22 protein-coding genes are annotated in these 24,090 nt (G+C 59.5%); 10 read left to right on the forward strand and 12 right to left on the reverse strand.

What is annotated here, in order from left to right:
• Positions 1–179: 179 nt before the first annotated feature.
• Together ACSQ36_RS15890 and ACSQ36_RS15895 are read right to left on the reverse strand one after the other, a co-directional pair.
• The gene (locus ACSQ36_RS15890) at positions 180–1,286 is read right to left on the reverse strand and encodes a sensor histidine kinase (protein WP_436182622.1); all 1,107 of its coding nucleotides are present in this window, start codon (positions 1,284–1,286) and stop codon (positions 180–182) included.
• A 397-nt stretch (positions 1,287–1,683) separates the two neighbouring features.
• Entirely contained in the window at positions 1,684–2,196 is a 513-nt protein-coding gene (locus tag ACSQ36_RS15895; protein WP_436182623.1) for a DUF6622 family protein, read from the reverse strand.
• 372 nt (positions 2,197–2,568) lie between these two features.
• Here ACSQ36_RS15895 and ACSQ36_RS15900 point away from each other — a divergent pair, with 372 nt between their 5' ends.
• Both ACSQ36_RS15900 and ACSQ36_RS15905 read left to right on the forward strand, forming a co-directional pair.
• Complete coding sequence (locus ACSQ36_RS15900) at positions 2,569–2,850, forward strand: hypothetical protein (RefSeq protein ID WP_213767263.1); 282 nt, start codon at positions 2,569–2,571, stop codon at positions 2,848–2,850.
• A gap of 38 nt (positions 2,851–2,888) precedes the next feature.
• Positions 2,889–3,293: a DUF2471 domain-containing protein gene (locus ACSQ36_RS15905; protein ID WP_213767262.1), complete on the forward strand. Its 405-nt coding sequence runs from the start codon at positions 2,889–2,891 to the stop codon at positions 3,291–3,293.
• Positions 3,294–3,460: 167 nt separating this feature from the next.
• On the opposite strand, the gene ACSQ36_RS15910 is transcribed toward ACSQ36_RS15905, so the two are convergent.
• From ACSQ36_RS15910 to xseA, 6 genes are all read right to left on the reverse strand, one after another.
• Entirely contained in the window at positions 3,461–4,642 is a 1,182-nt protein-coding gene (locus tag ACSQ36_RS15910) for a DUF2235 domain-containing protein (RefSeq protein ID WP_436182624.1), read from the reverse strand.
• Positions 4,643–4,894: 252 nt separating this feature from the next.
• The gene (locus ACSQ36_RS15915) at positions 4,895–6,394 is read right to left on the reverse strand and encodes a hypothetical protein (RefSeq protein ID WP_436182625.1); all 1,500 of its coding nucleotides are present in this window, start codon (positions 6,392–6,394) and stop codon (positions 4,895–4,897) included.
• Positions 6,395–6,416: 22 nt separating this feature from the next.
• Positions 6,417–7,235, reverse strand: a complete 819-nt coding sequence (locus ACSQ36_RS15920; RefSeq protein ID WP_436182626.1) for a peptidoglycan-binding protein — start codon at positions 7,233–7,235, stop codon at positions 6,417–6,419.
• Between the two features lie 415 nt (positions 7,236–7,650).
• Positions 7,651–8,136, reverse strand: a complete 486-nt coding sequence (locus ACSQ36_RS15925; protein ID WP_436182627.1) for a glycine zipper 2TM domain-containing protein — start codon at positions 8,134–8,136, stop codon at positions 7,651–7,653.
• 865 nt (positions 8,137–9,001) lie between these two features.
• Positions 9,002–9,583: a superoxide dismutase gene (locus ACSQ36_RS15930; protein ID WP_436182628.1), complete on the reverse strand. Its 582-nt coding sequence runs from the start codon at positions 9,581–9,583 to the stop codon at positions 9,002–9,004.
• Between the two features lie 266 nt (positions 9,584–9,849).
• The gene (gene xseA / locus ACSQ36_RS15935) at positions 9,850–11,220 is read right to left on the reverse strand and encodes an exodeoxyribonuclease VII large subunit (protein WP_436182629.1); all 1,371 of its coding nucleotides are present in this window, start codon (positions 11,218–11,220) and stop codon (positions 9,850–9,852) included.
• 727 nt (positions 11,221–11,947) lie between these two features.
• Between xseA and lpxK the strand changes: the two genes are divergently transcribed.
• The 5 genes from lpxK to ACSQ36_RS15960 all read left to right on the forward strand — a co-directional run bounded on the left by lpxK (position 11,948) and on the right by ACSQ36_RS15960 (position 16,109).
• Positions 11,948–12,964: a tetraacyldisaccharide 4'-kinase gene (gene lpxK, locus ACSQ36_RS15940; protein ID WP_436182630.1), complete on the forward strand. Its 1,017-nt coding sequence runs from the start codon at positions 11,948–11,950 to the stop codon at positions 12,962–12,964.
• Positions 12,945–13,151: a Trm112 family protein gene (locus ACSQ36_RS15945; protein ID WP_436182631.1), complete on the forward strand. Its 207-nt coding sequence runs from the start codon at positions 12,945–12,947 to the stop codon at positions 13,149–13,151. The genes lpxK and ACSQ36_RS15945 overlap by 20 nt, the downstream gene beginning before the upstream one ends.
• A 7-nt stretch (positions 13,152–13,158) precedes the next feature.
• Positions 13,159–13,968, forward strand: coding sequence for a 3-deoxy-manno-octulosonate cytidylyltransferase (gene kdsB, locus ACSQ36_RS15950; protein WP_436182632.1), 810 nt, complete (start codon positions 13,159–13,161; stop codon positions 13,966–13,968).
• Positions 13,969–14,535: 567 nt separating this feature from the next.
• On the forward strand, positions 14,536–15,198 hold the full coding sequence (adk, locus tag ACSQ36_RS15955) for an adenylate kinase (protein WP_436182633.1): 663 nt from the start codon (positions 14,536–14,538) through the stop codon (positions 15,196–15,198).
• Positions 15,199–15,350: 152 nt separating this feature from the next.
• A complete protein-coding gene (locus ACSQ36_RS15960) occupies positions 15,351–16,109 on the forward strand; it encodes a 3-hydroxyacyl-CoA dehydrogenase (RefSeq protein WP_436182634.1) in 759 nt (252 codons plus the stop codon).
• Between the two features lie 127 nt (positions 16,110–16,236).
• Here ACSQ36_RS15960 and ACSQ36_RS15965 read toward each other — a convergent pair whose 3' ends face one another.
• Positions 16,237–17,082 carry a SirB1 family protein gene (locus ACSQ36_RS15965; RefSeq protein WP_436182635.1) on the reverse strand — a complete coding sequence of 282 codons (846 nt, stop codon included), beginning with the start codon at positions 17,080–17,082 and terminating at the stop codon, positions 16,237–16,239.
• Positions 17,079–18,632 (reverse strand): murein biosynthesis integral membrane protein MurJ, encoded by a 1,554-nt coding sequence (murJ, locus tag ACSQ36_RS15970; protein WP_213767254.1) that lies wholly within the window; start codon positions 18,630–18,632, stop codon positions 17,079–17,081. Before murJ ends, ACSQ36_RS15965 begins: the two co-directional genes overlap by 4 nt.
• Positions 18,633–19,103: 471 nt before the next feature.
• On the opposite strand from murJ, the gene rpsT reads away from it, so the two are divergent.
• Positions 19,104–19,379, forward strand: coding sequence for a 30S ribosomal protein S20 (gene rpsT, locus ACSQ36_RS15975; RefSeq protein WP_089166413.1), 276 nt, complete (start codon positions 19,104–19,106; stop codon positions 19,377–19,379).
• A gap of 199 nt (positions 19,380–19,578) precedes the next feature.
• Here rpsT and ACSQ36_RS15980 read toward each other — a convergent pair whose 3' ends face one another.
• Positions 19,579–19,911: a DUF3579 domain-containing protein gene (locus ACSQ36_RS15980; RefSeq protein WP_213767252.1), complete on the reverse strand. Its 333-nt coding sequence runs from the start codon at positions 19,909–19,911 to the stop codon at positions 19,579–19,581.
• Between the two features lie 687 nt (positions 19,912–20,598).
• Here ACSQ36_RS15980 and argF point away from each other — a divergent pair.
• Positions 20,599–21,528, forward strand: a complete 930-nt coding sequence (argF, locus tag ACSQ36_RS15985) for an ornithine carbamoyltransferase (RefSeq protein ID WP_436182636.1) — start codon at positions 20,599–20,601, stop codon at positions 21,526–21,528.
• A 192-nt stretch (positions 21,529–21,720) separates the two neighbouring features.
• On the forward strand, positions 21,721–22,950 hold the full coding sequence (locus ACSQ36_RS15990; RefSeq protein ID WP_213767250.1) for an argininosuccinate synthase: 1,230 nt from the start codon (positions 21,721–21,723) through the stop codon (positions 22,948–22,950).
• A 119-nt stretch (positions 22,951–23,069) separates the two neighbouring features.
• Here the strand turns inward: ACSQ36_RS15990 and murB are convergent, their stop codons facing one another.
• Positions 23,070–24,089, reverse strand: a complete 1,020-nt coding sequence (gene murB, locus ACSQ36_RS15995; RefSeq protein ID WP_436182637.1) for a UDP-N-acetylmuramate dehydrogenase — start codon at positions 24,087–24,089, stop codon at positions 23,070–23,072.
• Position 24,090 lies beyond the last annotated feature (1 nt).

The following is a 24,090-nucleotide window of genomic DNA, read 5'->3' on the forward strand; positions in this document are numbered from 1 at the left end:
CACCGGGGTTGTCTCGGTCGTTCGCGCTCGTCATGCGGCGCCGAACAGCCAGTCGAGAAAGACCGTGAGTTCCCTGTCGTCCGATGCATCCCGCAAAGCTTCTACTTCGGCAATCAGTACGGTGGCTTTTCTGACCAGCACCGAATGTTCAGCGGACGGAATCAACTGAGCGGACGGAATCAAGATACCGGAAGGCGCACGATAGCGAGGGTACCGCCCTCGTCGTCGCTTGTGGAAATGAGCTCAAGCGAAGCGGTTTTTCCGTACAGCGCAGCAAGCCGATCACGAACCTGCTGGATGCCGAAACGGCTGCCAACGGGCGGTAAAACGCCAAGGCCTCCACTACCCCCGCCGTCGATACCCGCCCCCGTGTCGCGTACGCTAAGCACGAGCATGCCGCCTTCGCGCTGCGCACTCACCCTGATCCACCCTCCTGCAACCTTGGGTTCAAGTCCATGCTTGATGGCATTTTCGACCAAAGGTTGCAGCAGCAGCGGCGGCACCGACAACCTTGCGAGGTCATCGGGTAAATCGAGCCGCGTGCTCAGGCGGTGTCCCATGCGGGTCTGCATCAGTTCGAGATAATCGCCAATACGCGCAAACTCCGCGGACAACGAATGTGATCCCAATCCCGAGCGGGAGGCGTCAAGCGTCGCGCGCAGAAACGCAATCAGCCGGTCAAGCATGGCCTGGGCGCGCGGCGGGTCTTGCGCGATCAGCACCCGCAGGTTGGCCAGCGTGTTGAACAGCATGTGCGGTTCGAGTTGCGACTCCAGCAGCTTGAGCTGGTTTTCGGCGGCACTTCGCAGCGCGGTCTCGGTACGTGTTTCCATCTCGGCCATCCGGCCCCGGGCATAAAAGAAATACGTGATGCCCAGCGACAACACAAACACGCCGGTCATGCTCAACAGCATCGCCCGCGGATTGTTCATGATCGTGGCCGGCGCGTGCTGCACGCCGGTCAGCCAATCGCCGAACATGTGCGCGACGACGTAGCCCGCTACACCCGACACGACGACCCACGGAGCCATCAATTCCCAGCCGGGCCAATTGCGCCGGGCCCCCTGGTTATCGGGGGAGCGCTTGCGAATCAGGGAGGCGAGACCATAGCGGCCCGCTTCGATCAAGCTCTGGATAAACAGCGTGCTGCAAAGCGAATAGATCAGGTTGCTGGCGAACGAGTCGCGATACATCGCGTAGAAAAATACGGTGCTCGCCGCCGACACGAGGATAAAGATCCGCAGTTCGCGCAATAGCTGTTTCAGGATGTGATGAGCGTGACGCATGCGGTGGGCGTTGGTGATGTGCGGTTATTCAGGTGCGGCTGGAGCCCACGGGTTGTTCGGCAGCCCGCGTCCGCGCACGCAACTCCGCAGTCGTGTTGTCATCACCGTTTAGCGCCCAGTTGAAAGGCTTGGACAAGTATCCGAGGATCGCGGATACACTGCGCGCTACCCAGATCACGCAGCGGATCGACCCATTGCGCGGATTCTACGCGGTGCGGGTTGTGGCGGGTGATCGGATACGCCAGCCTATGGCGGCCAAGCAGATCGTCGTGATCCCGGCGCGGCATGGTCGCCGATTGGACAGTCACGCGAAGACGCTGGCGCAGGGCATACGGTGCGCTTGAGCCGATTGATAAGCCGCTTACCAAACCGCCCAATAGGCCGACAAACCAGCCGCTCAATACACCATGCCAGACGGCTGCGCCTGCCGCGCGGCACGCCACATTGCGAAGCCGCGCGCGAGGAAGATGCCGCTGAAAGTACCATACGCAAAACTCACCGAACCCGCGAACAGCCCGTCGACACTTAGATCGGGATGAATCGCCAGCGCGACGTTAGCGCCGAACCGGATGATGAACAGGCCGAGCATCAGCATCAGCGGGACGCAGCTTCCGGGCACGAGCAGACGCTGCTCGGCAGCAAGCCAGCGAGCTTTGCTGCCTATACCGGCAGCGTGGGACATTGCAAACGCCGCGAGCATCGCCGCCGTCCACGCGGCCAGCGCGACGGGCTGCGCGGCGAAGACGGACACGACGCCGTAAAGAGAGAGCGCAGTCATCGCGACGGGAATCGCCGTGGCGGCGCGCAGCGTCCTCTGTTGCGGCTGCATTTGCGAGACGCCGAGGAAAATCAAGGCCGCAAGCAGCCACCAGACCCAGTGCGGTGTGTGCTGAAGAATGCTGATGAGCATGATGATCGTCCTTATCCGTAGAGGAGATTTCGATGATGCTCATGGTCGGCGCTCACCTAGCGCGTCGCCAGCGGTTTGCGATGGGATGACATCTTGCGTCGCGAAACGCTCGGAGCGCGGCGCGAATTGTATGTGCGCGGATAGCACGAATCGCCAGTTGGCGGCAGGACAAAGGCCTGCAAATGACAACGGCCTACCGGCATGAGCCTGGCGGGCCGTCTTTTTGAACCGTCCTTAAACCGATGAAACGCGGCCCAGGTTGATCCGGCAAACCCGGGCTTTCCGCCAGGGCCAAACATCCTGCGAATTGATTTGCATCTTGGTTAAATACTGTATAAATTAACAGTACTGTATTTTTATACAGGATCAGTTATGGACCAGCTCATCCGCATCTTGAACGACGGTGACCGCGAAACGCTTGCATGGTTGCGCAAGCATGTCGGAGACGTGCGCGTGGCTGCTGCTGCGCGACATCTGGGAGGCAATGGCAAACCGTACGTGTCCGCGGTATGCCGCTATCTCAGCGTACGTCCACCAACGCCTCATCAGCATAGCCGGCCTGTTGAAGACTGCACTATTGGCGACAACTATCTTGCCCAGATCCGCCAGTTGTTGACACAGCGAAACCAAGCGTTGGCGAAGCATCAAGTTTGATGCTGCGAGTTGCCGCAAGTCCTCAGGAAAATAACAGCATGATTAACGACTCAGCCCTTGATAGGGATGTCCAGGACACCAATCCTGTCGCCCTCGAACGCGCACTGCGTAGCGCGTCGCTCGACCTCCAGCAGGTCATTGCCACAATCGCAGGCCGTCACCTCGACAGTGGCCGTCGCCGTTATTCAAGTGGCGCGCGAGTGCCGACCTGGCGCACGCTGCTGACAATCGACGAACAGGTCTTTGAGAATCGGGGCTTCACGGCGAAGCACAACGAGACAATACGCTCGACGTTTGTCCGGTTTGGCGACAGTCGTTTGTCCGGGATGGATCTCGACGAACCCGTCGACTGGCGACGTGACGACGACAACTTGCCAGCCGTGTACCTGCTCGTGCGCGAACTGGTACAGGCCGACGCTGCCGATGTGGCCACTCAGGATTAATGTGCCGGCAGCGCATTCGAATCCGGCCGTCTGAATCGTCCATAGCCGTGGACAAGTTTGGTCAGATCGCAAACGCTCAACTTGCTGTCGATGGCGAGGTTGAACATCGCGTGAATGAAACGGACCAAGCTACGCCTGACAACGGGTTCCGCGCAATCTGCCTAACCTTATTTGGGCAAGTTACGCGGTGAGTAAGGCGGCTGTTCTCCCTGCGCGCCGGACAAGTCTTCAGGTTTGCCGTTCATACGCTGGCGAACCGAGTCATTGAGGACAATTCCGCTCGGGAAGGTCCGTGGGGAAACGCCGGCAGCCAACCATATAGGGTTTCCCGCCCACGCTCGATGTCGCGGAGCCAAAGGGTCGGATTTGACTTCAACTGGAGGTCGGAGCGCGAACTTTAATCCCACATCTGGATGCTGCAGCCTGTCAACGACCCAGAGCAAGGGACCATCGGACAGGCCGTGTTCAGGATAGCCTCCGCCGATGTCGCAATGACCTCCTGGAAAAAGCGCCTGCGTCAGGTTGGGATTGGCATCCCACAACGTCGGCTCGAACGGCTTGCGCTCTTCGTCGAGCGATACCGCGTGCACGCCCAGGTTGATGTTGGGACTCAAGGCGGTGTCGCAGAAACGGAATAGATCAATCGCGGCGCCCGCGTGGTAAATCGGGATGCCCAGCGAACCGACGGTATCCCAGACCGCAACCGCGGTGATTTTCACCGGGACAAAAGAACTGGCGTCCAAATCCTTCGCGTTGGAGAAGGCACGGTGGATCTCCAGCAACTCAATCAGGCCGTCCGCTATCTTCTGAAACGTCGTGTCGTGGCCGTGGCGCCAGCGGTACCAGGCTGCCACGGCGGTGTCGTAACGCGTGTCGTCGTCAATGGCAGCGAAGTCTGGGCGCAGCAGACCTTCTCCTGCGATCAAGCCTGCCAGTGCGCGCGCGGTATACGCGCCCCGGCTAAAGCCGACGATCACGATGCTATCGCCGGGCACGAAGTTACGCGAGATGTAGGTATAGCCGCGAGCAATGCGGGCTACGACGCCTACGCCAAATGCGCCACCAGCCACCTTGTCCAGCAACTGCTGTGAATTGCCTACCCCGTGGATGTACTTGGCTATCTGGGCCGGTGTGCCGCTCGCGTCCTGAAGGGACTTCTCCATCTCCACGCCGCCCCAGTTGGTTCCGCCTGGCAGCAGGTTGCCGTCAAGCCACGCGAAGAGTTTGCAGACGTTGGTCAACTGAGGTTCGCAGCCTTGCGTGCCTGCAGGGGTGTTGCTGTCGCTCGTTGCCTGCTCGTCCGGCCCGTTCCAGGTGCCATCGGCACAAAAGACAATAGTCTTCGACATCAATCCTCCTTCGGTCAGTAGATACATCCTGATGTTTTATGCGATGCCGCCCAGCTGGCAAAAGCTTGAGAGTTGGAAGACCGGATCACACATCGAAGCGTTCCAGATGACCAAGTGGCGGCTGTGCAGGCTTACGGTCGATACTTAATTATCCTTAATGTATCGCGGTCATCCATCAATGAGTCGAAACCATTCTCGATGGCAAAGACATTGCCCGGTTCAATTTCGCCCGCAGATGAATGACCGGACAAATCACTTCGCTTGTGTCGGTTTCTGATCGAGGCTAAAGAGGCGGATAATCATTGCGTCAATCATGCGGAAAAATCCGTCTGCACCATAGCCAGCCAGGAACGCTATTCCCGACGCCGAAAGCGTCAACACACCGGCACCGGCGCTCACTTGCGCTGCTACAGAGGCCGGTTTAAAAAATAATCCGACCGCGAGCCCGGCAATGGCTCCAAGGATAATTCGGATGATTGCAAGTGTCTCGTCGCGGGGTGACAAAATGCTCCCGGTTATCCGATTGCTTATATCGCGCAAGAACGAAGCGATTGTTCCGACCAGCCCGAACAACAACGGTAATACATAACTTGCGTACGCCGACAGGACCAAGGTGATCGACTGGACGTCCTCTTGTCTTGCGATGAAGTCGCCCGTCTTATTTTTTTCCAGCGTTGGTGACGTAGGAAACGGAACCGTCAACCACGCAGAGGGCCACTTGTTAGCGAACGTCGCAACATCGTTGATCGACTTTTCGTAACGCGCCTGATAGTACGACCACTGGTTACAAAGCAACCTGACCTGATTGCTCTGGTCATCGATCCTGTCTCCGCAGCGCGTGGGCACGCTGTCGTGACTTTGCCGGTCTGCGGCGACTGTGGCATTTTCCTTGTCGATTAACGCGTATATCTGACCGGTCACATCGGTCACACTCTTTTGGTTCTCCTCGAAGCGGGAAGTTAATTGAACTCCATACACGACCAGCCACAAAAGAATCGCAGAAAATATGGTGATCGCAGCCCCGGCGCGGGCTACGTTTCTGTGGAAGCATCGGAAGCGCTTTGCACTCGCGATAAGTCCTGGATAGGCTGCCTTCGCGACGACGGCTCGAGTCCCTTTTTCAGCGATGACAATCGGTTGCTGGCCGGTCGATTCGTTACGCTTTGATTGAGCTGTTTCCTCCAGGAACATGTATGTGTATGCGATCGTGAGTCCATTAGCCGGATATGCGATTGAATTTAACTTGTCCTTCACACAAAGCAGCAATGCGGAATTGTCCGCCCTTTCCGGAAGAGATAGATTCGCTTCCGGCGGGTACCTCAGTGCACAGATTCGCCGGATCACCTCAATAGGCGGCAGTGTCGGTGTCTGCTTGGGTGGCTGCGTGGGTGGCTGATTATCCCCACGGTCCGCATTGCCTCCGTGATCTGGATTGTCCGTCCGGGCCGGATACTTGATATCGCCGATATCCCATATATGGACATCCGGCCGCCCGGAAATGAAATCCATCAACAGGAGAGCTTCATTAAGATCTCGCTGAAGTATCAACTGTTCTGCAGGGGACCCGACCGGACGAGACGCAGTGCGATTAGGGTTAGGTGATGGCAAAGGTTCTGTCGATTGCTCCAACGCCGGCTTTTCCCCGCTCGCAGGCACAGCCGCAGTTTCGCCGGCGCCTGGCGAGGCAAGATCAGGGGCGGGCGACGAATCGGGCGGCGGAGCCTGCCCAAGGTCGAGCGTACGGGAGCTCATGGCATTCACCTTTGGCACAGTCTCAAGTGCCGAGCGAATTGGGTATTAAAGCCGCGCCGCGCTGGTAGGCGTCTTCGAAACGATCCAGACCGTTTGTACCGCCGTTGACCAGTTCCCTTGCCGTTGCCATGTTACCGGCGAGCAAGGCGTTTTTGATCGCAAGCTCCTTGTCCGCGAGGAACAGTGCAAGCAGATTCGCAGCGATGGCCGGATCGCCAGCCAGATCCGGATTCTTGATCAGATCGATAGGCGGCGTGAGCTTCGGTCCGTATGTCGCGTAGTTCAACCGTCCAGTGAGTTGGACGTATCCCCTACCCTTGAACTGCGCACCGTCCGGCTGCCCCTGATTACCCAGATCCTTGCGGTTGTCGTAAAGGTCAAATGGATGGCCTGATGGCGACGTGTTGAATCGGGATTGCCCTTCGCTGATTGGCTCGAAGCACTCCACCTCGGCGCGCACGGTGGAAAGCGCCATGAGGACCATGGGCTTGTCCGACACCCGATTCTCGATCAGCGCCGAAAGCATCGGCGGCAAATTGGCTTTGATATTTCCAATTGGCGTGACTGGAAACATCTGGCTCACGACCTCGACGGATACCGCAGGAATGGCCGACGGCAATTCATCCGAATCGGCAATGCCTAGAGCCGACAACGTACGCGGTCCTGCGACGCCGTCGGGCAGCAACCCTTCGCTCTTCTGAAAAGCGATCACCGCTGCGACGGTTCCCTGCCCGTACGTGCCGTCGACGGCTCCTGGACTGAAGCCATGTCCCGTCAGCGCTTGTTGCAATGTCTTGACGTCGCTGCCGCTATCGCCCTGCTGAAGCATACCGTTTGGCATCGCTGCTCCTCTCTTTCACGATCATCGCGTCGACTGTTAATTCGTCGGATTCGGTTAAGCAGACAATAGGTGATAGTTCCAGCCTCTCCAGAACAAGCGGATCCTTTATGTGGGTTGGCGCACATTTTCGGTATGAGTATTGTTTCAACCGTTTGGGCATCAATAATCGCAGTGACGGATCGGAGCCAGGGCTGCGACGATCGACTCATTAATGCCACCGGGCACGGCAAACTGCAGAGGAAGGCGCAAACGAGACGTTCACTGATACTGGCTTGATTGCGCCTCGTCACGCTATTGCAACAGAACGTCCAACAGAACGTCCTTGACCGCTTTCAAAGTGTGTATGACTTATCGGACGTGATTCCAATTCTTGAAAACGGTCTTGCCCAACGTCAACGAATGCAAAGCGCTCAAGTTAGCGCCGGATAACCCGGGCGTTTTGCCCTTGGCCTTCAACATAAACCGGATCGCCGACGCGGAGATCCACATTCATAGGCTGCGTTACCGCAATCGTGACGCTGTTGCTCAGCCTCACGAAAATGTTCTCTCCATCCTTACGGTCAATCTCGTCATTCTGCAATTTGCTGCCAGCGAAACCACCGCCAAGTACGCCCAGCACCGTTGCAACTGCGCTGCCGCCACCAGAACCTATCTGACTCCCAACCAGGCCGCCGGCTGCCGCACCGAGGATTGCGCCCAGTCCAAGATCGTCGTGTCCTTTGATCGTTATGGGATCAATGCGGGTCACCACGCCTTGCCGCACCTCTTCAGCGCCGGGCTGGCTCGCGGGGTTGTATCCGTCACCGCCCATGCTTGCCGGAAGATTGGCGCATCCTGCCAGTAGCGCCGCGCTCACGGCAAGACTCGCCACCGTCATGCACCACGATTTCCTTGTATGCATTTTCCCTCCATAAATCGACAAAACCGAAGCCATGATTCAAGGCTTGCGCTTCATTTCTCTTCATCGCCTCATAGATATAAAAATCGTTTATTCTCTTGTCAGATTAAACGGGGCCGATTTATAAGATCATTCAACTTGCCCGTCAGCATCATCGCCATGAGCAACGGACATAAAGATGGCTTTACCGTTCCGTTCATACCGTGAACCGAATGCTGCGATGTGAGGCTTGACTGATATGCGCCAAGGTGAGGCACATCGTTTTGACGCCAGGAAGTAGTTGCAGCCCGGAGGTTACTGCAGCGCTTACATCAGCGCACAGATTTCACTCGGACCATCGAAGTAGCTCACTCACAGTGTATTGCACTACTGTTTTTCACTGACAGCGACCTTTCATAAAATGTACGGTAACGCACGAACGTGACTCCTCGCGATGTCGCTATCAAACAGATATAGCCATGAATCAGGCGGTAACTGAAAAAATTTGAATGGGGGCCGGCACCCGCACAACGTCGCGCATTGTATAGCCGCTTGCTGTCGTGGAGCCGATGTCTGAGTATCCGCGCATAAAGCGTCCGACTGACCCTTTATGGCCGAGCGCTGCCGGTCCGGTCGCATGGGTAGTCGGAGTAAAAACCGACGCGGTGACGCTCCTCTGAACGTAGTCCGAGCGAGCGACGACAAATGGCGTGCGCGCGGAGTAACCGATCAGCATCTGGCCAGACAATAGAGCAAAGTGCACAGGCTCAAAAAAGCCCTCACATGGAGGGCTTTCTTTGCCTACGGCTTCAAAAGTTTATTGCGGCGCGTCTTAACGCGTGTCCAAACTTTATTGCCGTTTCCAAAGTTTAGTGTCGCGAAACAAACTTCAAGCGCCAAAATTCTTCGACGCAAAGTCCCAGTTCGCAATGTTCCAGTACGCTTCAATGAACTTCGGGCGCGCATTGCGATAGTCGATGTAATACGCGTGTTCCCACACGTCGATGGTCAGCAACGCCTTCGCGTCGGTGGTCAGCGGCGTAGCGGCATTGCTTGTTGACACGATATCAAGCGAACCGTCCGTCTTCTTCACGAGCCACGTCCAGCCCGAACCGAACGTGCCGGTTGCGACCTTCGCGAACTCTTCCTTGAACTTGTCGAAGGAGCCGTACTTGGCGTTGATTGCGTCGGCGAGTGCGCCGGTCGGAGCACCGCCACCCTTGGGCGACAGGCTGTTCCAGAAGAACGTGTGGTTCCAGACCTGGGCTGCGTTGTTGAACACGCCACCCGATGCCTTCTTGACGATTTCTTCAAGCGAGAGGTTTTCGAATTCGGTACCCGGAATCAGCTTGTTCAGGTTCGTCACATAGGTTTGGTGATGCTTGCCATAGTGATACTCAAGCGTTTCTTCCGACATGTTCGGGACGAGTGCGTTCTTGTCGAACGGCAACGGCGGGAGGGTATGTTCCATGGTGCGAGCTTCCTTCTATGATGATTATGGGGGACGTGAGGAGTGAAGCAATGGAGCACTCGATTGTAGGCGAGTTGGGATAACCCCGCAAATTGCGGGTTTTTATGAGCAGTATCGATTACGAAGCTTTAACAGCGGCGTAAAAAATGCTCGAACGTTCCTTCTAAGCCGTCAAAAATACGGGCTTTCAAGCACCCGTGCGGGTCTTGTAAAAACGCGTGTGCGCACCGTATCAAAGCAGCATCCGATACACACCGCGGCGGGCATCAGAATTCATCGGAGAGCCGGGGCTGGATATCGGCCAGCACAATATCCGCCGATCCTTCCGCCAGATGCACGGTCAACGGCCGTTTCGGCTTCAACGCGTTCGGCGCGCGCACGGCGCGTCCGGACTGCGTATCGATCAAAGCCGCATAGCCGCGCTCAAGCGTGCGTTGCGGGCTCAACACCTGCAACCTCGCCGATAACTCCGACACCCGGGCGGCCGCCCGTTCATGCCGGCGCCCTTGCGAAACACTCAGGCGTTGTTCGAGACGCATCAGATGTTCCCGCTCGGCGGCGAGATCAGGACGCCAGCGTTGCCAGCGCATTTGCACGAGCGCAAAACGGGCGCGGGCATCGCGAACCGGACGCGCGCCAGCCGATGCCAGCCGCACCGCGAGTTGCCGCAAGTGCGTGCGCTGACGTTCCAGCCGCTCGGCCGGACTGACCAGTCGGCGCGCCAGCCAGTCGAGTTGCTGCGCGCGCCGCTCCATCATCCGGCCGAAACCGCGCGCGAGCGCCGCATGCCGGTGATCGAGATCGCGCAGCAACAACACGCGCTGCGGACTGACAAGTTCGGCGGCTGCCGTGGGCGTGGGCGCGCGGACATCGGCGGCGAAATCGGCGATGGTGAAATCGGTCTCGTGGCCCACGCCGCTGACAACCGGCATCGCACTTTCGGCTATCGCGCGGGCGAGCACTTCCTCGTTGAACGCCCACAGATCTTCAATCGAACCGCCCCCGCGACACACGATCAACACATCGACCTCGCGACGTGCGCTGGCCTCATCGACCATCGCGGCGAGCTTCGCGGCCACGCCCGCGCCCTGCACCGGCGCCGGATACACAATCACCGGCACGTGCGGCGCGCGCCGCGAGAGCGTGGTGAGCACGTCGCGCAATGCCGCCGCCTGCAGCGACGTCACAATACCGATCGCGCGCGGATGCTGCGGCAGCGCACGCTTGCGCTCAGCCGCGAACAACCCCTCTGCTTCCAGTTTCGCCTTCAGCTTCAAAAAGGCTTCGTACAACCGCCCTTGGCCCGTGCGGCGCACCGCTTCCACGCCGAGTTGCAACTCGCCGCGCGGTTCGTACATTGTGACGAGCCCGCGAACCTCGATCCGGTCGCCTTCGCGCGGCGTGAATTCGGCGTACTGCGCGCGGCCGCGGAACATCACGCAGCGCATCTGCGCCTGCACGTCCTTGATCGAAAAGTACCAGTGACCGCTCGCCGCTTTCGTAAAATTCGACACTTCACCCGATACCCAGACCAGCGGGAACGAACGTTCGAGCATCGACCCGATCGCCCGGTTCAGCGCTGAAACGGGGATAACGGCATCGGCACTGCCGGGTGAAGCGAAAGGATCAGAGCTCATCGAAGAAAAGGGTGGTCGGTTGAGGTTGAAAGCAAGGTTGAAAACAAGGCTGAAAATACGCTCGCCCGAAGGCGGACAAAAGGGCCATTCCGGTCATGCTGAACGGCCTATGAACAAGGCATGGACGATAGACCAATCAGCGTCCGAAGTGTAGCAAGTGTCCACAATGCACCGGTTTCCGAAAGCTAACGGGAACGCTTGTGAAACAATGATGAACGCACTTTAAGTCATTGTTTTAACAATGTTTTCTATCTCCAAAATATGACGAAGCCGATGCAGGTCTTTCCTGGTACCGATTTCAGGCCGTCGGAGTCCAAGTTGTTCACAGAGTTATCCACAGGCGAATTGTGAGAAGTTCGTGAGCAAAATGGAGTATGAAATCTACCTCGTTTTCAAGCTGCGCCTGAGGATGTTTCCACGCCGCGCGGCGAGGCCTGCTTTTGCCCTTCGACTGGCGCCCCCGGCAACGCCGCGCTAGAGTGCCGGGTTCAAGGGCCGGCGCGACAATTGCCCTGCGTCGTCCAGCGACCGCTTACCATCTGCTTACCATCCGCCCAAATTCGTCTAATTCATCTAATACGCTCATTCTGGAGATCCGCCCCGATGCAAAGGTGCCGGCCGTTATCACGAACATTGCCCTTCCCCTCGCCGTTACACCGTCCACCGTTGCTATCGTTCCAGGCGCGTGCATCGTTCGCTCGTGGAACGCCTGAATCCAGGGCGCGCCATGTCTGACTTCAAGCCGCCGATCGAAAACTTCTTCGCCCGCGAGTGGCGCAAGCGCGGCTGGGTGGCGTGGTCGCTGACGCCGTTCGCGTGCGTGTTCGGCCTGATCGCGGCCAGTCGCCGCGCCTTCTTCGCGCTCGGCTGGATCAAGCAAGTGGACGTGGGCGTGCCGGTTGTCGTGGTCGGCAACGTGACCGTGGGCGGCACCGGCAAGACGCCGACGGTCATCGCGATCGTCGAAGCATTGCGCGCCGCCGGTTTTCATCCGGGCGTCGTCTCGCGCGGTTATGGCGCGAAAATCCACGAAGCCACGCGGGTGACGCCCGACAGCCAACCCTCCGACGTCGGCGATGAACCCCTGCTGATCGCCCGCCGCACGCACGCGGCGGTGATGGTGTCGCCGGATCGCGTCGCGGCGGCACAGGCGTTGCTGAAGGCGAATCCATCGGTGGATGTGATCGTCAGCGATGACGGCCTGCAACATTACCGCCTCGCGCGGACGTTCGAACTCGTGGTCTTCGACGACCGTCTGGGCGGCAACGGTTTCCTGCTGCCGGCGGGACCGCTGCGTGAATCGATGTCGCGGCACCGCGACGCCACGCTCATCAACAGCCCGTACGACCGCACATTGCCGTCGTGGCCGAACACGTTTTCGCTGGATCTGGCCACCGGCGACGCCTGGCGCCTCGACGAGCCCGCCGTACGCCGCCCGCTCAGCGCGTTCAAGGGCGAGCGGATCGCGGCGGCGGCGGGCATCGGCTCACCGGAACGCTTCTTTGCGTCGCTGCGCGCGGCCGGACTCGCACCGGCCACGCGCGCGTTCCCGGACCACTACGATTATCGCGACAATCCGTTCGCCGGCATCGACGCCGATTCGATCCTGATCACCGAGAAGGATGCAGTAAAATTCGGGGCCTGGCGTGACGCGCGCATCTGGGTCGTTCCAGTGGAAGCCGTGCTCAGCCCCCGCCTCATCGCATTAGTTGTGGAGAAACTCCGTGGACGCACGACTGCTTGAAATCCTTGTCTGCCCTATTTGCAAGACCCAGCTCACGTATGACCGCGCGGCGCAGGAACTCATCTGCAACGTCGATAAACTCGCCTACCCCATCCGCGACGGCATCCCCATCATGCTGCCCGACGAAGCCCGCCAGACCGTGGAAGGCACGCCTATGGAGCCGTTGAACCCTGCCGGCGGCAATTGAGGGTTTTATGAACGCACACGTTCCGGTCGCGCCGCCCTTCATCGCAGTCGTCCCCGCGCGGCTCGCGTCCACGCGGCTGCCGGACAAGCCGCTGGCGGATATCGGCGGCAAGCCGATGGTCGTGCGCGTCGCCGAGCGCGCGCGTTTATCGGGCGCGCTGCAAGTGCTGATCGCCACCGATTCCCCGCGCGTGGTCGACGTCGCGAAGGAACATGGTTTCGAAGCGCTGCTCACTCGCGCCGATCATCCGAACGGTACGGACCGGCTCGCCGAAGTCGCGACGCATTTCGGCTGGAGCGACGACACCATCGTGGTCAATGTGCAAGGCGACGAGCCCTTGATCGACCCGGCGCTCGTGCGCAACGTGGCGGCGCATCTTGCGGCGCACCCGTCGTGCGCGATTGCGACCGCTGCGCATCCTATCCACGATCCGGCCGATGTCTTCAATCCGAACGTGGTGAAAGTCGTGCTGGATTCGAAGAGCGTCGCGCTGTATTTTTCGCGCGCGCCGATTCCGTGGTCGCGTGACGCGTGGCAGAAGGACTGGCCGAATGTCGCCGCGCTCGGCGCGCGTCCGTCCGTTCCCGCCAATGTGTTGCGCCATATCGGCTTGTATGCGTATCGCGTAAAGTTCTTGCGGGTTTATCCCACGCTGTCCGTGGCGCCGATCGAAGAAGCGGAGGCGCTCGAGCAACTGCGCGCGCTCTGGCACGGCGAGCGCATCGCAGTGCTGACGACGAACGACGCGCCGCCGCCGGGTGTCGATACCCCTGCTGATCTGGCCCGCGTTCGCGCGCTGTTTGGCGCGTCGGCATAACGGGGCGGGAATCGAGACGGGCTGCGAGACAGGAAGCGGCCGTTGACCGCGTTCCGGCCGCAGCCCACTTCCGGGGGGGCCTGCGGCGGATCGCTGCGCATAAGGCCACCAAGCCACACATAAGCCACGCATAAGCCGTGTTTATGCTGTAGCAACGCTTCCGGCAGTTCTATTGTCATTTCGCCGGACGTCTGCTGATCACGGGCATTTTCGCCGCGCCCCGAAGCGACAGCATCCCGCGAAATCGGCTCGTTTGCACCTCCTCCTAGCGCAGCGCCTTCTCTCCGATCAACTCGTGTTAACCCCCGCTGCGCGCGACTTTCCGGGCTTTCCGGCCTCGGATTCGGGCCGCCATTGTGACGATGCATGGCATAATCGGCCGGTAGCGCGAGCCTTCCGGTCAGCGCCAACGCTCCTGAGCGCCCGTGTCGACTGGTGCCGCGCCGTCTCCCGAATTCGGCTCGTCGCGCCTCGTTTGCGGCTTCAACCGGGCGATGTGCCACAGCGACCGGATGCAAGAATAAGCCTCGCAGCGCAGCGGTTTCTATTCGATTCGGAGATATCACCATGCGTTTGATCCTGTTGGGCGCCCCCGGCGCCGGCAAGGGCACCCAGGCCACCTTCATCAAGGAAAAGTTCGGCATCCCGCAGATCTCGACAGGCGACATGCTGCGCGCCGCCGTGAAAGCGGGTTCGCCGCTCGGCGTGGAAGCCAAGCGCTTCATGGACGCCGGCGAACTCGTGCCGGACACGCTCATCATCAACCTCGTGAAAGAACGCCTGCAGGAACCGGACTGCGCGAACGGTTATCTCTTCGACGGTTTCCCGCGCACGCTTCCCCAAGCCGACGCCATGAAGCAAGCGGGTGTTGCTATCGACTACGTGCTTGAGATCGACGTGCCGTTCGAGGACATCATCGAGCGCATGAGCGGGCGTCGCGTGCATGCGGCGTCGGGCCGTACTTATCACATCAAGTTCAATCCGCCGAAGCAGGAAGGAAAGGACGACGTCACCGGCGAGCCGCTGATCCAGCGCGATGACGACAAGGAAGAGACCGTGAAGAAGCGGCTCGACGTGTATGTCGCGCAGACCAAGCCGTTGATCGAGTACTACAACACGTGGTCAAAACATGGCGACAACAATGGCCTGAAGGCGCCGGAGTATCGGCGGATCTCGGGTCTTGGCGCCGTCGATGAAATCCGCACGCGCGTGTTCGATGCATTGACCTGATCTCCACCGAGCGCTCATACCCGGGCGCTCGGGGCACGCCTTCCGAAACCCGCTCGCGCTCCATCGGCCGAGCGGGTTTTTCGTTCTGAGCGATCCTCGGGACGAACGCGGAGTCACGTTTTACGTATAACCCTCATCAAGGAGCACACAGCATGGACATCCAGGACAACGTTTTTCTCGTCACCGGCGGCGCATCGGGCCTCGGCGCGGCGACAGCCCAGCTTATCCGCGACCACGGCGGCAAGGTCGTGCTCGCCGACATGAACGAAGCCGCCGGCGAGAAACTGGCGAAGGAACTTGGCGGTGTGTTCGTGAAATGCGACGTGAGCCGCGAGGAAGATGGCCTTCGCGCCGTGCAAGCCGCGACGCAACTCGGCAGTTTGCGCGGGCTGGTCAATTGTGCGGGCATCGCGCCGGCCGCGAAGACGGTGGGCAAGGATGGCCCGCATGCGCTCGATCTGTTCGCCAAGACTATCGGCGTGAATCTGATCGGCACGTTCAACATGATCCGGCTGGCGGCGGCGGCCATGTCGAAGAACGAACCGAATGCAGCGGGCGAACGAGGCGTGATCGTGAGCACGGCATCGGTGGCGGCTTACGATGGCCAGATCGGACAAGCCGCTTATGCGGCATCGAAAGGCGGCGTGGTGGGCATGACGCTGCCGATTGCACGTGATTTGTCGCGCAACGGCATTCGCGTGATGACGATTGCGCCGGGCATCTTCGAAACGCCGATGCTGCTCGGCATGCCGCAGGAAGTGCAGGATGCGCTCGGCGCGATGGTGCCGTTCCCCTCGCGTCTCGGCAAACCGAACGAGTACGCCATGCTGGTCAAGCAGATATTCGACAACCCCATGCTCAACGGTGAAGTGATTCGCCTCGATGGCGCGATCCGGATGCAGCCGAAGTAAGTTTTGCGGCTCGGCGAGACGCGACGGGTAGCGGCTAGCTCGCGGGCTCATGCGCCACGACAAAACGGCGGCCATCGAAATGATGTGCCGCCGTTTTTTAATGGGGTTTTAGCAATACGGAAACAACTTACTCGCCGTCGTGCTGCGTACGCTGACGCAACTCATGCAACTCCGTCTCCACGACGGTCGCGTCTTCGGCGTCGGGCCGATCGTCGAGGTATCGACGCAGGTCTTCCATCGCCGGGCGCAAGTAATCCAGGCGCGCGTATGCGAAGCCCCGATCGCGCACTTCTTCAATACTTCCCGGCATCAGGATCACCAGCCGCTGCTGCACGGCGAGCAGCCGTTGCCAGCGCTCTGTCTGAAGATAGATGCTCTTCAGGTTACGCAGCATTCGTCCGATGATTTCCCGGCGCGTGGCCGGCTGCAACAAGACCCGTAGCGCGCTGCCAATGGACTCGCCCACTCGCTGCACATACGGCTCGAGCATCTCGACCATTGCCGATTCGGACAGTGAATGGCCGGTGGTCGGATCGAGCATCACGTCGCCGTCGGGCGTGGTCACGCGCAGCAGGAAGTGCGCCGGAAACGACACACCACGCACCGGAATACCGAGCTGCTCGCTCATCTCCAGGTACACGACGGCCAGCGAAATCGGAATTCCACGACGCCGCTTCAGCACCATGTTCAGGTGGCTGTTATCGGGGTCGTAGTAATCGTTGAGATTGCTGGTAAAACCCAGCTCGCGGAAGAAAAAACGATTCAGCACGCCGACTTTTTGCTTGATGTCGGCGTCATCGGGCATACGGCGGCGCACGCGCAAAACCAGCTCGTCGATCTCGGCCAGCACGCCCTGCAAATCGAGATCCGGATACGCATCCTGGGCGAGCGCCAACGCCGCCTCGGTGAGCGGCAAACTGTCGTCCTCCGCCACTAGCGAGGTGAAATAGTCGAGGATGCGCGTCGTCGTCATTGCAGCGTTCGCCTTCTGAAATACGCGTATTTAAAACCCATCGCGGAGAGCATACCGAAATATAGCGCACCGAATACGACCAGGCTTGCACCGAGCAGCATGATTCGCTCCAGAGGCGCGGCGCGCATGCCGATCCAGTCGAAATTGCCCGCCACCCAATGCATGACGCCCGCGAGCACGAGGCAGGCGCCGACAAGTTGCGCGAAAAAGCGCGTCCATCCCGGCGAGGGTTGGTAAATTCCGCGTTTCCTCAAGCCGATGAACAATAACGTTGCGTTCACGCAGGCGCCCAGGCCGATCGACAGCGTCAAGCCAGCGTGCGCGAAAATTGGCACGAAAATCAGGTTGCTGAGCTGAATGGCAATCAACACGATGATGCCGATGATCACCGGCGTCTTGATGTCCTGTTTCGCGTAAAAACCGGGCGTGAGGATCTTGATCAGGATCAGTCCGACCAGCCCGACGCCGTACGCCGACAACGCCCGGCCGACCATGACGACAGAATGCGCATCGAATTTGCCGTAGTGGAACAGCGTGGCTGTCAGCGGAACAGCGAAGAAAAACAGCGCGACTCCACTGGGCGCCGCCATCAGAAACGTGATGCGCAGCCCCCAGTCGAGGAGCGCCGAATATTCGACCGGATCGGCGTCCACGTGCGCCTTTGAGAGGCTTGGCAACAGGATGGTGCCCAACGCCGCACCGAGCAGCGCGGTGGGGAATTCCATCAGACGATCGGAGTAATTGATCCACGACACAGCGCCCGGGCCGAGCCGCGATGCAATGTTCGTATTGATGATCAGGCTCAGTTGGGCGACCGACACGCCGAACGTCATGGGGACCATCTTGATCAGCACGCGCTTGACGCCTGGATGCCGCAACGCACGGAAGAAATTCAGGCCGATGCGCGGGATCATGTCGATCTTCTTGAGTCCGGGCAACTGCACGAGAAACTGCAAAATCCCGCCAACGATCACCGCGTAGGCGAGCGCGTAAACCGGCACTTTCAGATGCGGCGCGAGGAAGATGGCGGCCGCGATGAACGACACGTTGAGCAGCACGGGCGCGAATGCGGGCAGCGAGAACTGCCGGTAGGTGTTGAGTACCCCGGACGCCAGCGATGTCAGCGAGATGAAGATGATGTACGGGAACATGATCTGGGTCATGGTCACCGCGAGGCCGAACGCGCGGCCGTCGTGCTCCAGCCCGGACGCCACGGCGAATACGACCCAGGATGCGCCCGCTACGCCCGCGAGCGATACAACTGCCAGCGCCCAGGCGAGCACGGTCGACATGGCGTCGACGAGGGCCTTGGTGGCGTCGTGGCCTTCCGTGTTCTTGAACTCGGCGAGGATAGGCACGAACGCCTGCGAGAACGCTCCTTCAGCGGACAAGCGCCGCAACAGGTTCGGTATGCGGAACGCGACGTAGAACGCGTCGGTGAATTGACTGGCGCCGAAGGCTCGCGCGATCAGCGTTTCGCGGACCAGGCCGGTCACGCGGGAAAGCAGCGTGAAGCCGCTGACCGTCAGTAGGGCTCGGAATAGATTCATGGGGGGCTTATTATACGGGCCGCATTATGAACGCGACGCGTTGCAGCATTTGCGGAATCGTTAGAATTTGCAACTTGGGCCGCGCGCAGGTAGTTCGTGTGCTGCTCGCGTGTACGCGCTAGGCTGCGTCCGGGTTCGCTGCGGTTGCCTCCCCGCGACACCGGGCAAAAACCAGCTGCGCTTGCCAGTCCCATGATTTCGTTGCTATAATCGCCGGTTTCGAAGCTCCTGAATCTGCCTTCGGCACTTTTAGGTACGTTGCTGACGAAGTACAAGGCACGGCGGCTTCGCGTCTTCTTTCGACGTTTTTGCGCTTTCGGGCAATCGATCCCGAGGGTTTGATCATAAACAGCGCATCGGATTGACCTCGTTTTATCTTGTGTGGAGTCGGACCAGCATTGAGTTGGATCCGATCCAGAAGCAAAACGGGAAGCGCTGAAACACATAGCTGGAACAGGATAAGGAACCGTCATGGCAAATACAGCACAAGCCCGCAAGCGCGCCCGTCAAGGCGCCAAGGCAAACTCGCACAACTCGGCGCTGCGCTCGAAATTCCGCACCGCCATCAAGGCCGTTCGCAAGGCAATCGACGCCGGCGACCAAGCCAAGGCTGCGGAAATCTACAAGACGTCGGTCAAGACCATCGACATCATTGCGGACAAGCGCATCGTTCACAAGAACAAGGCTGCTCGCCATAAGAGCCGTCTGTCGGCTGCTATCAAGGGCCTGCAAGCAACTGCTGCTTAAGGATTCTGGTAGTCGCCCATTGCGTGCCTTCAGATTGATGGGCGCGTGACAGGCTGCTGCTTTTGGTTCCGAATCGTCCTGACGCCTCGGAAACAGAACGCAGCAATAAAAAAACCCGCTAATAGCGGGTTTTTTGTCGTGTGCATCGAAAAGGGGCCTTCTCTTCTCAAAGGCCCCTTCCGCTTAGTTGGGCGCGCGGTCAGCCATGTTGTTGCTGCGTGGCATGATGCGGCGGCAACTCGCACGCCTCCGTCACCAGCAGATCGTTGTCTTTGGCGAAGTTCATCACGAAATCAAAAGCCATAGGCTCAATGTCACGCAAACGGGAATCGAGAATCACCGTCTTCACGTTACCGAGCAGGGTCGGGCGCACATAGACGGAATACTGCAACCGGGCATTGGGACCGCGCTTGCCCGGGCCGAACCCTGACATCACGCCGCAAAGCCGTTCCGACCAGTCACTCGGCCGAAAAGTCTTGCCGTTCGACGTAATGCCCTGGATGAAGTATTCGGTTGGAATTGTTTCGGCCATGTAGGAATACCTGTTTGACGATCGGCGGAGAACGCCGGCGAACGCGCATGCATGGTTGGCAAGGTGAACCGGAAAGTCATCGGCTGCAACCTCCGGCGCTGAACTCCGCCTCGTCCGGCAACGTCGCGGCCGGTAAGACCCAGCCTCTTTCTTCGACCTGCATCTACCCGCTCATTGACCACTCATCGGCAAGATCACGGCGTCACCCGAGTCGCTTTGAGCGCGCTGTCAACTCATGCTGCCAACTCGCGCAGTCAACACATCATGCGCCGTTCACGGCGGTCCGCCAGACGGACTGCCGGGCGCGTAGGCAGGTGCCGGCGAGACGAACTCGCGTAACCGCGAACTGCTCTGACTCCCGCTCAATGCAACGTTGAAAAGCAACGTTAAATCTGCGTGTTTAGCCCCGCGGGTTGGCTCTGCTTAAGCCCGCGAATGGATCTGCTTCGTAAGCAGTCGAAAGGTATCAGGACTGCCGGAGAAACCTGGCGGATTATACAGCAGAGGCCCTTTTTCCGCACTGCACACAAAGCCTCTAAACCGCGCCAGACGGTGTATGGCGGCGCGCATCGGCTAATTGGCGACCTCGTCAAACGCCGGAAATTCCTTTATGCTGAAATTCGATACCACCACGACGGCGGCGCCGTCCGGCGTAATTGCCGGCTGAAGCCGCCGTACGCATTTTTCATGACCGAAAAAAAAATTCGCCATTATCTGCAGTTCAAGGACTTCTCTCTCGACGACTATGACTACGTGCTCGAACGCGCGCGTATTCTCAAGCGCAAGTTCAAGAGCTACGAGACCTACCATCCGCTGCACGACCGCACGCTGGCGATGATCTTCGAGAAGAATTCAACGCGTACGCGGCTCTCGTTCGAAGCGGGTATCTTCCAGCTTGGCGGCCATGCCGTGTTCCTCAGCACACGCGACACGCAACTGGGTCGAGGTGAACCGATCGAGGACGCGGCGCAAGTGGTGTCGCGCATGGTAGACATCATTATGATCCGCACGTTCGGCCAGCACATCATCCAGCGCTTCGCCGAAAACTCGCGCGTGCCGGTGATCAACGGTCTGACGAACGAATATCACCCGTGTCAGGTCCTCGCCGACGTCTTCACCTACTACGAACTGCGCGGCCCCATCGCGGGGAAAACCGTGGCCTGGGTCGGCGACGCGAACAACATGCTGTACACGTGGATCGAAGCCGCGCAGATTCTCGGCTTCAAATTGCGCCTGTCCACGCCGCCGGGTTATACGCTCGACCATTCGCTGGTTTCGCCCGATAGCGCGCCGTTCTATGAAGAATTCGCCGATCCGAACGACGCCTGCACCGGCGCTGACCTGGTTACCACCGACGTCTGGACCAGCATGGGTTTCGAAGCCGAGAACGAAGTGCGCAAGAAAGCATTCGCCGACTGGTGTGTCGACTCGGACATGATGGCGCGCGCGAATCCGGACGCCCTCTTCATGCACTGCCTGCCGGCGCATCGCGGCGAGGAAGTGAGCGCAGAGGTGATCGACGGCCCGCAGAGCGTCGTGTGGGACGAAGCGGAAAACAGGCTGCACGTCCAGAAAGCGCTGATGGAATATCTGCTGCTCGGCAAACTCAATCATTGAGCGGCTTGGATGAAGTTACCTGATGCGCTACCTGATTGCGCCGATTGCAGCGTTTAGCTAACCGTGCGGCGCTTCCATCGAAACGCCGTGTCGTCCCGAAAATGCGGAACGGCCGCCATTTGATGTCAAAATAGCGGTTTTCCGCGCGCTGAAAGCCCGGCGCACACCGTTTTCCAGCCATACGAGTTCACCATGAGCGATATCAAAAAAGTCGTGCTCGCCTACTCAGGCGGCCTCGATACCTCCGTCATCCTGAAGTGGTTGCAAGACAACTACGACGCCGAAGTCGTGACGTTCACCGCTGACATCGGTCAGGGCGAAGAACTCGAACCGGCGCGCAAGAAAGCGCTGCAGCTCGGCATCAAGCAGGACAACATTTTTATCGAAGATCTGCGTGAGGAGTTTGTCCGCGACTTCGTGTTCCCGATGTTCCGCGCCAACACCGTTTACGAAGGCGAGTACTTGCTCGGCACGTCGATCGCGCGTCCGCTGATCGCGAAACGCCAGATCGAAATCGCCCGGGCGGTCGGTGCGCAATCCGTGTCGCACGGCGCGACCGGCAAAGGCAACGACCAGGTGCGTTTCGAGTTGGGTTATTACTCGCTCGAGCCGGGTATCAAGGTGATCGCGCCGTGGCGTGAATGGGATCTGCTGTCGCGTGAAAAGCTGCTGGCTTACGCGGAAAAGGCGGGCATTCCTATCGAAATGAAGCACAAGCAAGGCGGCGCGCCCTACTCCATGGACGCGAACCTGCTGCATATTTCGTTCGAAGGCCGTCATCTGGAAGATCCGAAGGCCGAGGCCGAACCCGATATGTGGCGCTGGACGGTCGCGCCCGAAGACGCGCCGGATCAGCCGGAATATCTGGATATCGAATATGAGAAGGGTGATCCGGTTGCGCTGAACGGCAAGCGTTTGTCGCCGGCGGACATGCTGACGGAATTGAATGCAATTGGTGGCAAGCATGGCATCGGCCGGCTGGATCTGGTCGAGAACCGCTACGTCGGCATGAAGTCGCGCGGTTGTTATGAAACGCCGGGCGGCACGATCATGCTCAAGGCGCATCGGGGGATTGAGTCGATCACGCTGGATCGCGAAGTGGCGCACCTGAAGGACGATCTGATGCCGCGTTACGCCGCGCTGATTTACAACGGCTACTGGTGGAGCCCGGAGCGCCGCGCGCTGCAAGTGCTGATCGACCATACGCAGGACAAGGTCAACGGCTGGACGCGCGTGAAGCTGTACAAGGGCAGCGTGACGGTGGTTGCGCGTGATTCGAAGGAAACGCTGTTCGACAAGAACATCGCAACGTTCGATGACGACGGCGGCGCGTACGATCAGGCCGATGCCGGCGGGTTCATCAAGTTGAACGCGTTGCGGATGCGGATTGCGGAGAACGCACGTCGCAAGCGTGGCGGTTGAGTTCGTCTGGATTTGTTGGTGCTGCAATGAAAAACCCGCCTTCCTGGCGGGTTTTTTGTTGTTGGGCCTTGATGTCTCACTCGACGAGCGCAATAGATCTTTCGCAGCAGCTTTTTAAATCAAAGACACACCGGCTCCGCTTCAAGCTCAACCGCGAAACGCGCGTGTACATCGCGTTTAATGGCTGCGGCGAGCTCCAGGATTTGTGCGCCCGACGCGCCGCCGCGGTTCACCAGAACCAGCGCCTGCCGATCGTGCACAGCGGCCGCACCGATCGCGCGGCCTTTCCAGCCGCATTGGTCGATCAGCCAGCCTGCGGCCAGTTTGAACTGGCCATCCTGCTGCTTGTAAGACACGAGATCGGGTTCAAGCGCCTTCAGTGCGTCGAAAGCCGTAGCGCTTATCACTGGGTTCTTGAAAAAGCTCCCCGCGTTTCCGAGCACCCGCCAGTCGGGCAACTTTGCCTGACGTACGGCGACGACCGCATCGAAGATAGCTTGGGGATTGTTCGCGCCACTTTTCTCAAGCGCACGCGCGATATCCGCGTAATCCGCGCGTGGCGCCCACGCTTTCGGCAGACGAAAGGTCACCGATACAATCACAAAACGCCCGCGCCCTTCCTGCTTGAAAAAACTATCGCGGTAACCGAACGCGCACGCATCGCGATCAAATTCCCGCGTTTCTCCCGTCGACAATTCAATCGCCCGCAAACGCTCGAAGCGCTCGCCCATTTCGAGCCCGTAGGCGCCTATGTTTTGAATCGGCGCCGCGCCCACCGTACCGGGAATCAGCGCGAGATTTTCGAGCCCGGGCAAGCCTTGCGACAACGTCCACGCGACGAATTCGTGCCAGTTTTCCCCCGCACCGGCTTCTACAAAAACGGCTTCGCTATCTTCATTGATTACGCGGCGGCCGCGCAGTTCGACGAGCAACGCGACGCCGTCGAAATTGCGAGTCAGCACGACGTTACTGCCGCCGCCGAGCACCAGTTGCGGCAAGCCGCTTAGTCGGGCGTCGCGAGCCAGCGCCGGGATCTGCGCCTCTTCCGTCAGCCGAACGGCATGCTTGGCGCGGACGTCAAAACCGAACGTGTTATGCGCGAGCAGCGGGTAATCGGAGAGAAGTTGGAACTCGGACATT

It is taken from the genome of Caballeronia sp. LjRoot34 (assembly GCF_964253815.1).
GTDB lineage: Bacteria > Pseudomonadota > Gammaproteobacteria > Burkholderiales > Burkholderiaceae > Caballeronia.

Coding starts and splice junctions, on each gene's coding strand:
- ACSQ36_RS15890 (WP_436182622.1), bottom strand. CDS start 1,286: ATGCGTCACGCTCATCACATCCTGAAACAGCTATTGCGCGAACTGCGG.
- ACSQ36_RS15895 (WP_436182623.1), bottom strand. CDS start 2,196: ATGCTCATCAGCATTCTTCAGCACACACCGCACTGGGTCTGGTGGCTG.
- ACSQ36_RS15900 (WP_213767263.1), top strand. CDS start 2,569: ATGGACCAGCTCATCCGCATCTTGAACGACGGTGACCGCGAAACGCTT.
- ACSQ36_RS15905 (WP_213767262.1), top strand. CDS start 2,889: ATGATTAACGACTCAGCCCTTGATAGGGATGTCCAGGACACCAATCCT.
- ACSQ36_RS15910 (WP_436182624.1), bottom strand. CDS start 4,642: ATGTCGAAGACTATTGTCTTTTGTGCCGATGGCACCTGGAACGGGCCG.
- ACSQ36_RS15915 (WP_436182625.1), bottom strand. CDS start 6,394: ATGAGCTCCCGTACGCTCGACCTTGGGCAGGCTCCGCCGCCCGATTCG.
- ACSQ36_RS15920 (WP_436182626.1), bottom strand. CDS start 7,235: ATGCCAAACGGTATGCTTCAGCAGGGCGATAGCGGCAGCGACGTCAAG.
- ACSQ36_RS15925 (WP_436182627.1), bottom strand. CDS start 8,136: ATGCATACAAGGAAATCGTGGTGCATGACGGTGGCGAGTCTTGCCGTG.
- ACSQ36_RS15930 (WP_436182628.1), bottom strand. CDS start 9,583: ATGGAACATACCCTCCCGCCGTTGCCGTTCGACAAGAACGCACTCGTC.
- xseA (WP_436182629.1), bottom strand. CDS start 11,220: ATGAGCTCTGATCCTTTCGCTTCACCCGGCAGTGCCGATGCCGTTATC.
- lpxK (WP_436182630.1), top strand. CDS start 11,948: ATGTCTGACTTCAAGCCGCCGATCGAAAACTTCTTCGCCCGCGAGTGG.
- kdsB (WP_436182632.1), top strand. CDS start 13,159: ATGAACGCACACGTTCCGGTCGCGCCGCCCTTCATCGCAGTCGTCCCC.
- adk (WP_436182633.1), top strand. CDS start 14,536: ATGCGTTTGATCCTGTTGGGCGCCCCCGGCGCCGGCAAGGGCACCCAG.
- ACSQ36_RS15960 (WP_436182634.1), top strand. CDS start 15,351: ATGGACATCCAGGACAACGTTTTTCTCGTCACCGGCGGCGCATCGGGC.
- ACSQ36_RS15965 (WP_436182635.1), bottom strand. CDS start 17,082: ATGACGACGACGCGCATCCTCGACTATTTCACCTCGCTAGTGGCGGAG.
- murJ (WP_213767254.1), bottom strand. CDS start 18,632: ATGAATCTATTCCGAGCCCTACTGACGGTCAGCGGCTTCACGCTGCTT.
- rpsT (WP_089166413.1), top strand. CDS start 19,104: ATGGCAAATACAGCACAAGCCCGCAAGCGCGCCCGTCAAGGCGCCAAG.
- ACSQ36_RS15980 (WP_213767252.1), bottom strand. CDS start 19,911: ATGGCCGAAACAATTCCAACCGAATACTTCATCCAGGGCATTACGTCG.
- argF (WP_436182636.1), top strand. CDS start 20,599: ATGACCGAAAAAAAAATTCGCCATTATCTGCAGTTCAAGGACTTCTCT.
- ACSQ36_RS15990 (WP_213767250.1), top strand. CDS start 21,721: ATGAGCGATATCAAAAAAGTCGTGCTCGCCTACTCAGGCGGCCTCGAT.
- murB (WP_436182637.1), bottom strand. CDS start 24,089: ATGTCCGAGTTCCAACTTCTCTCCGATTACCCGCTGCTCGCGCATAAC.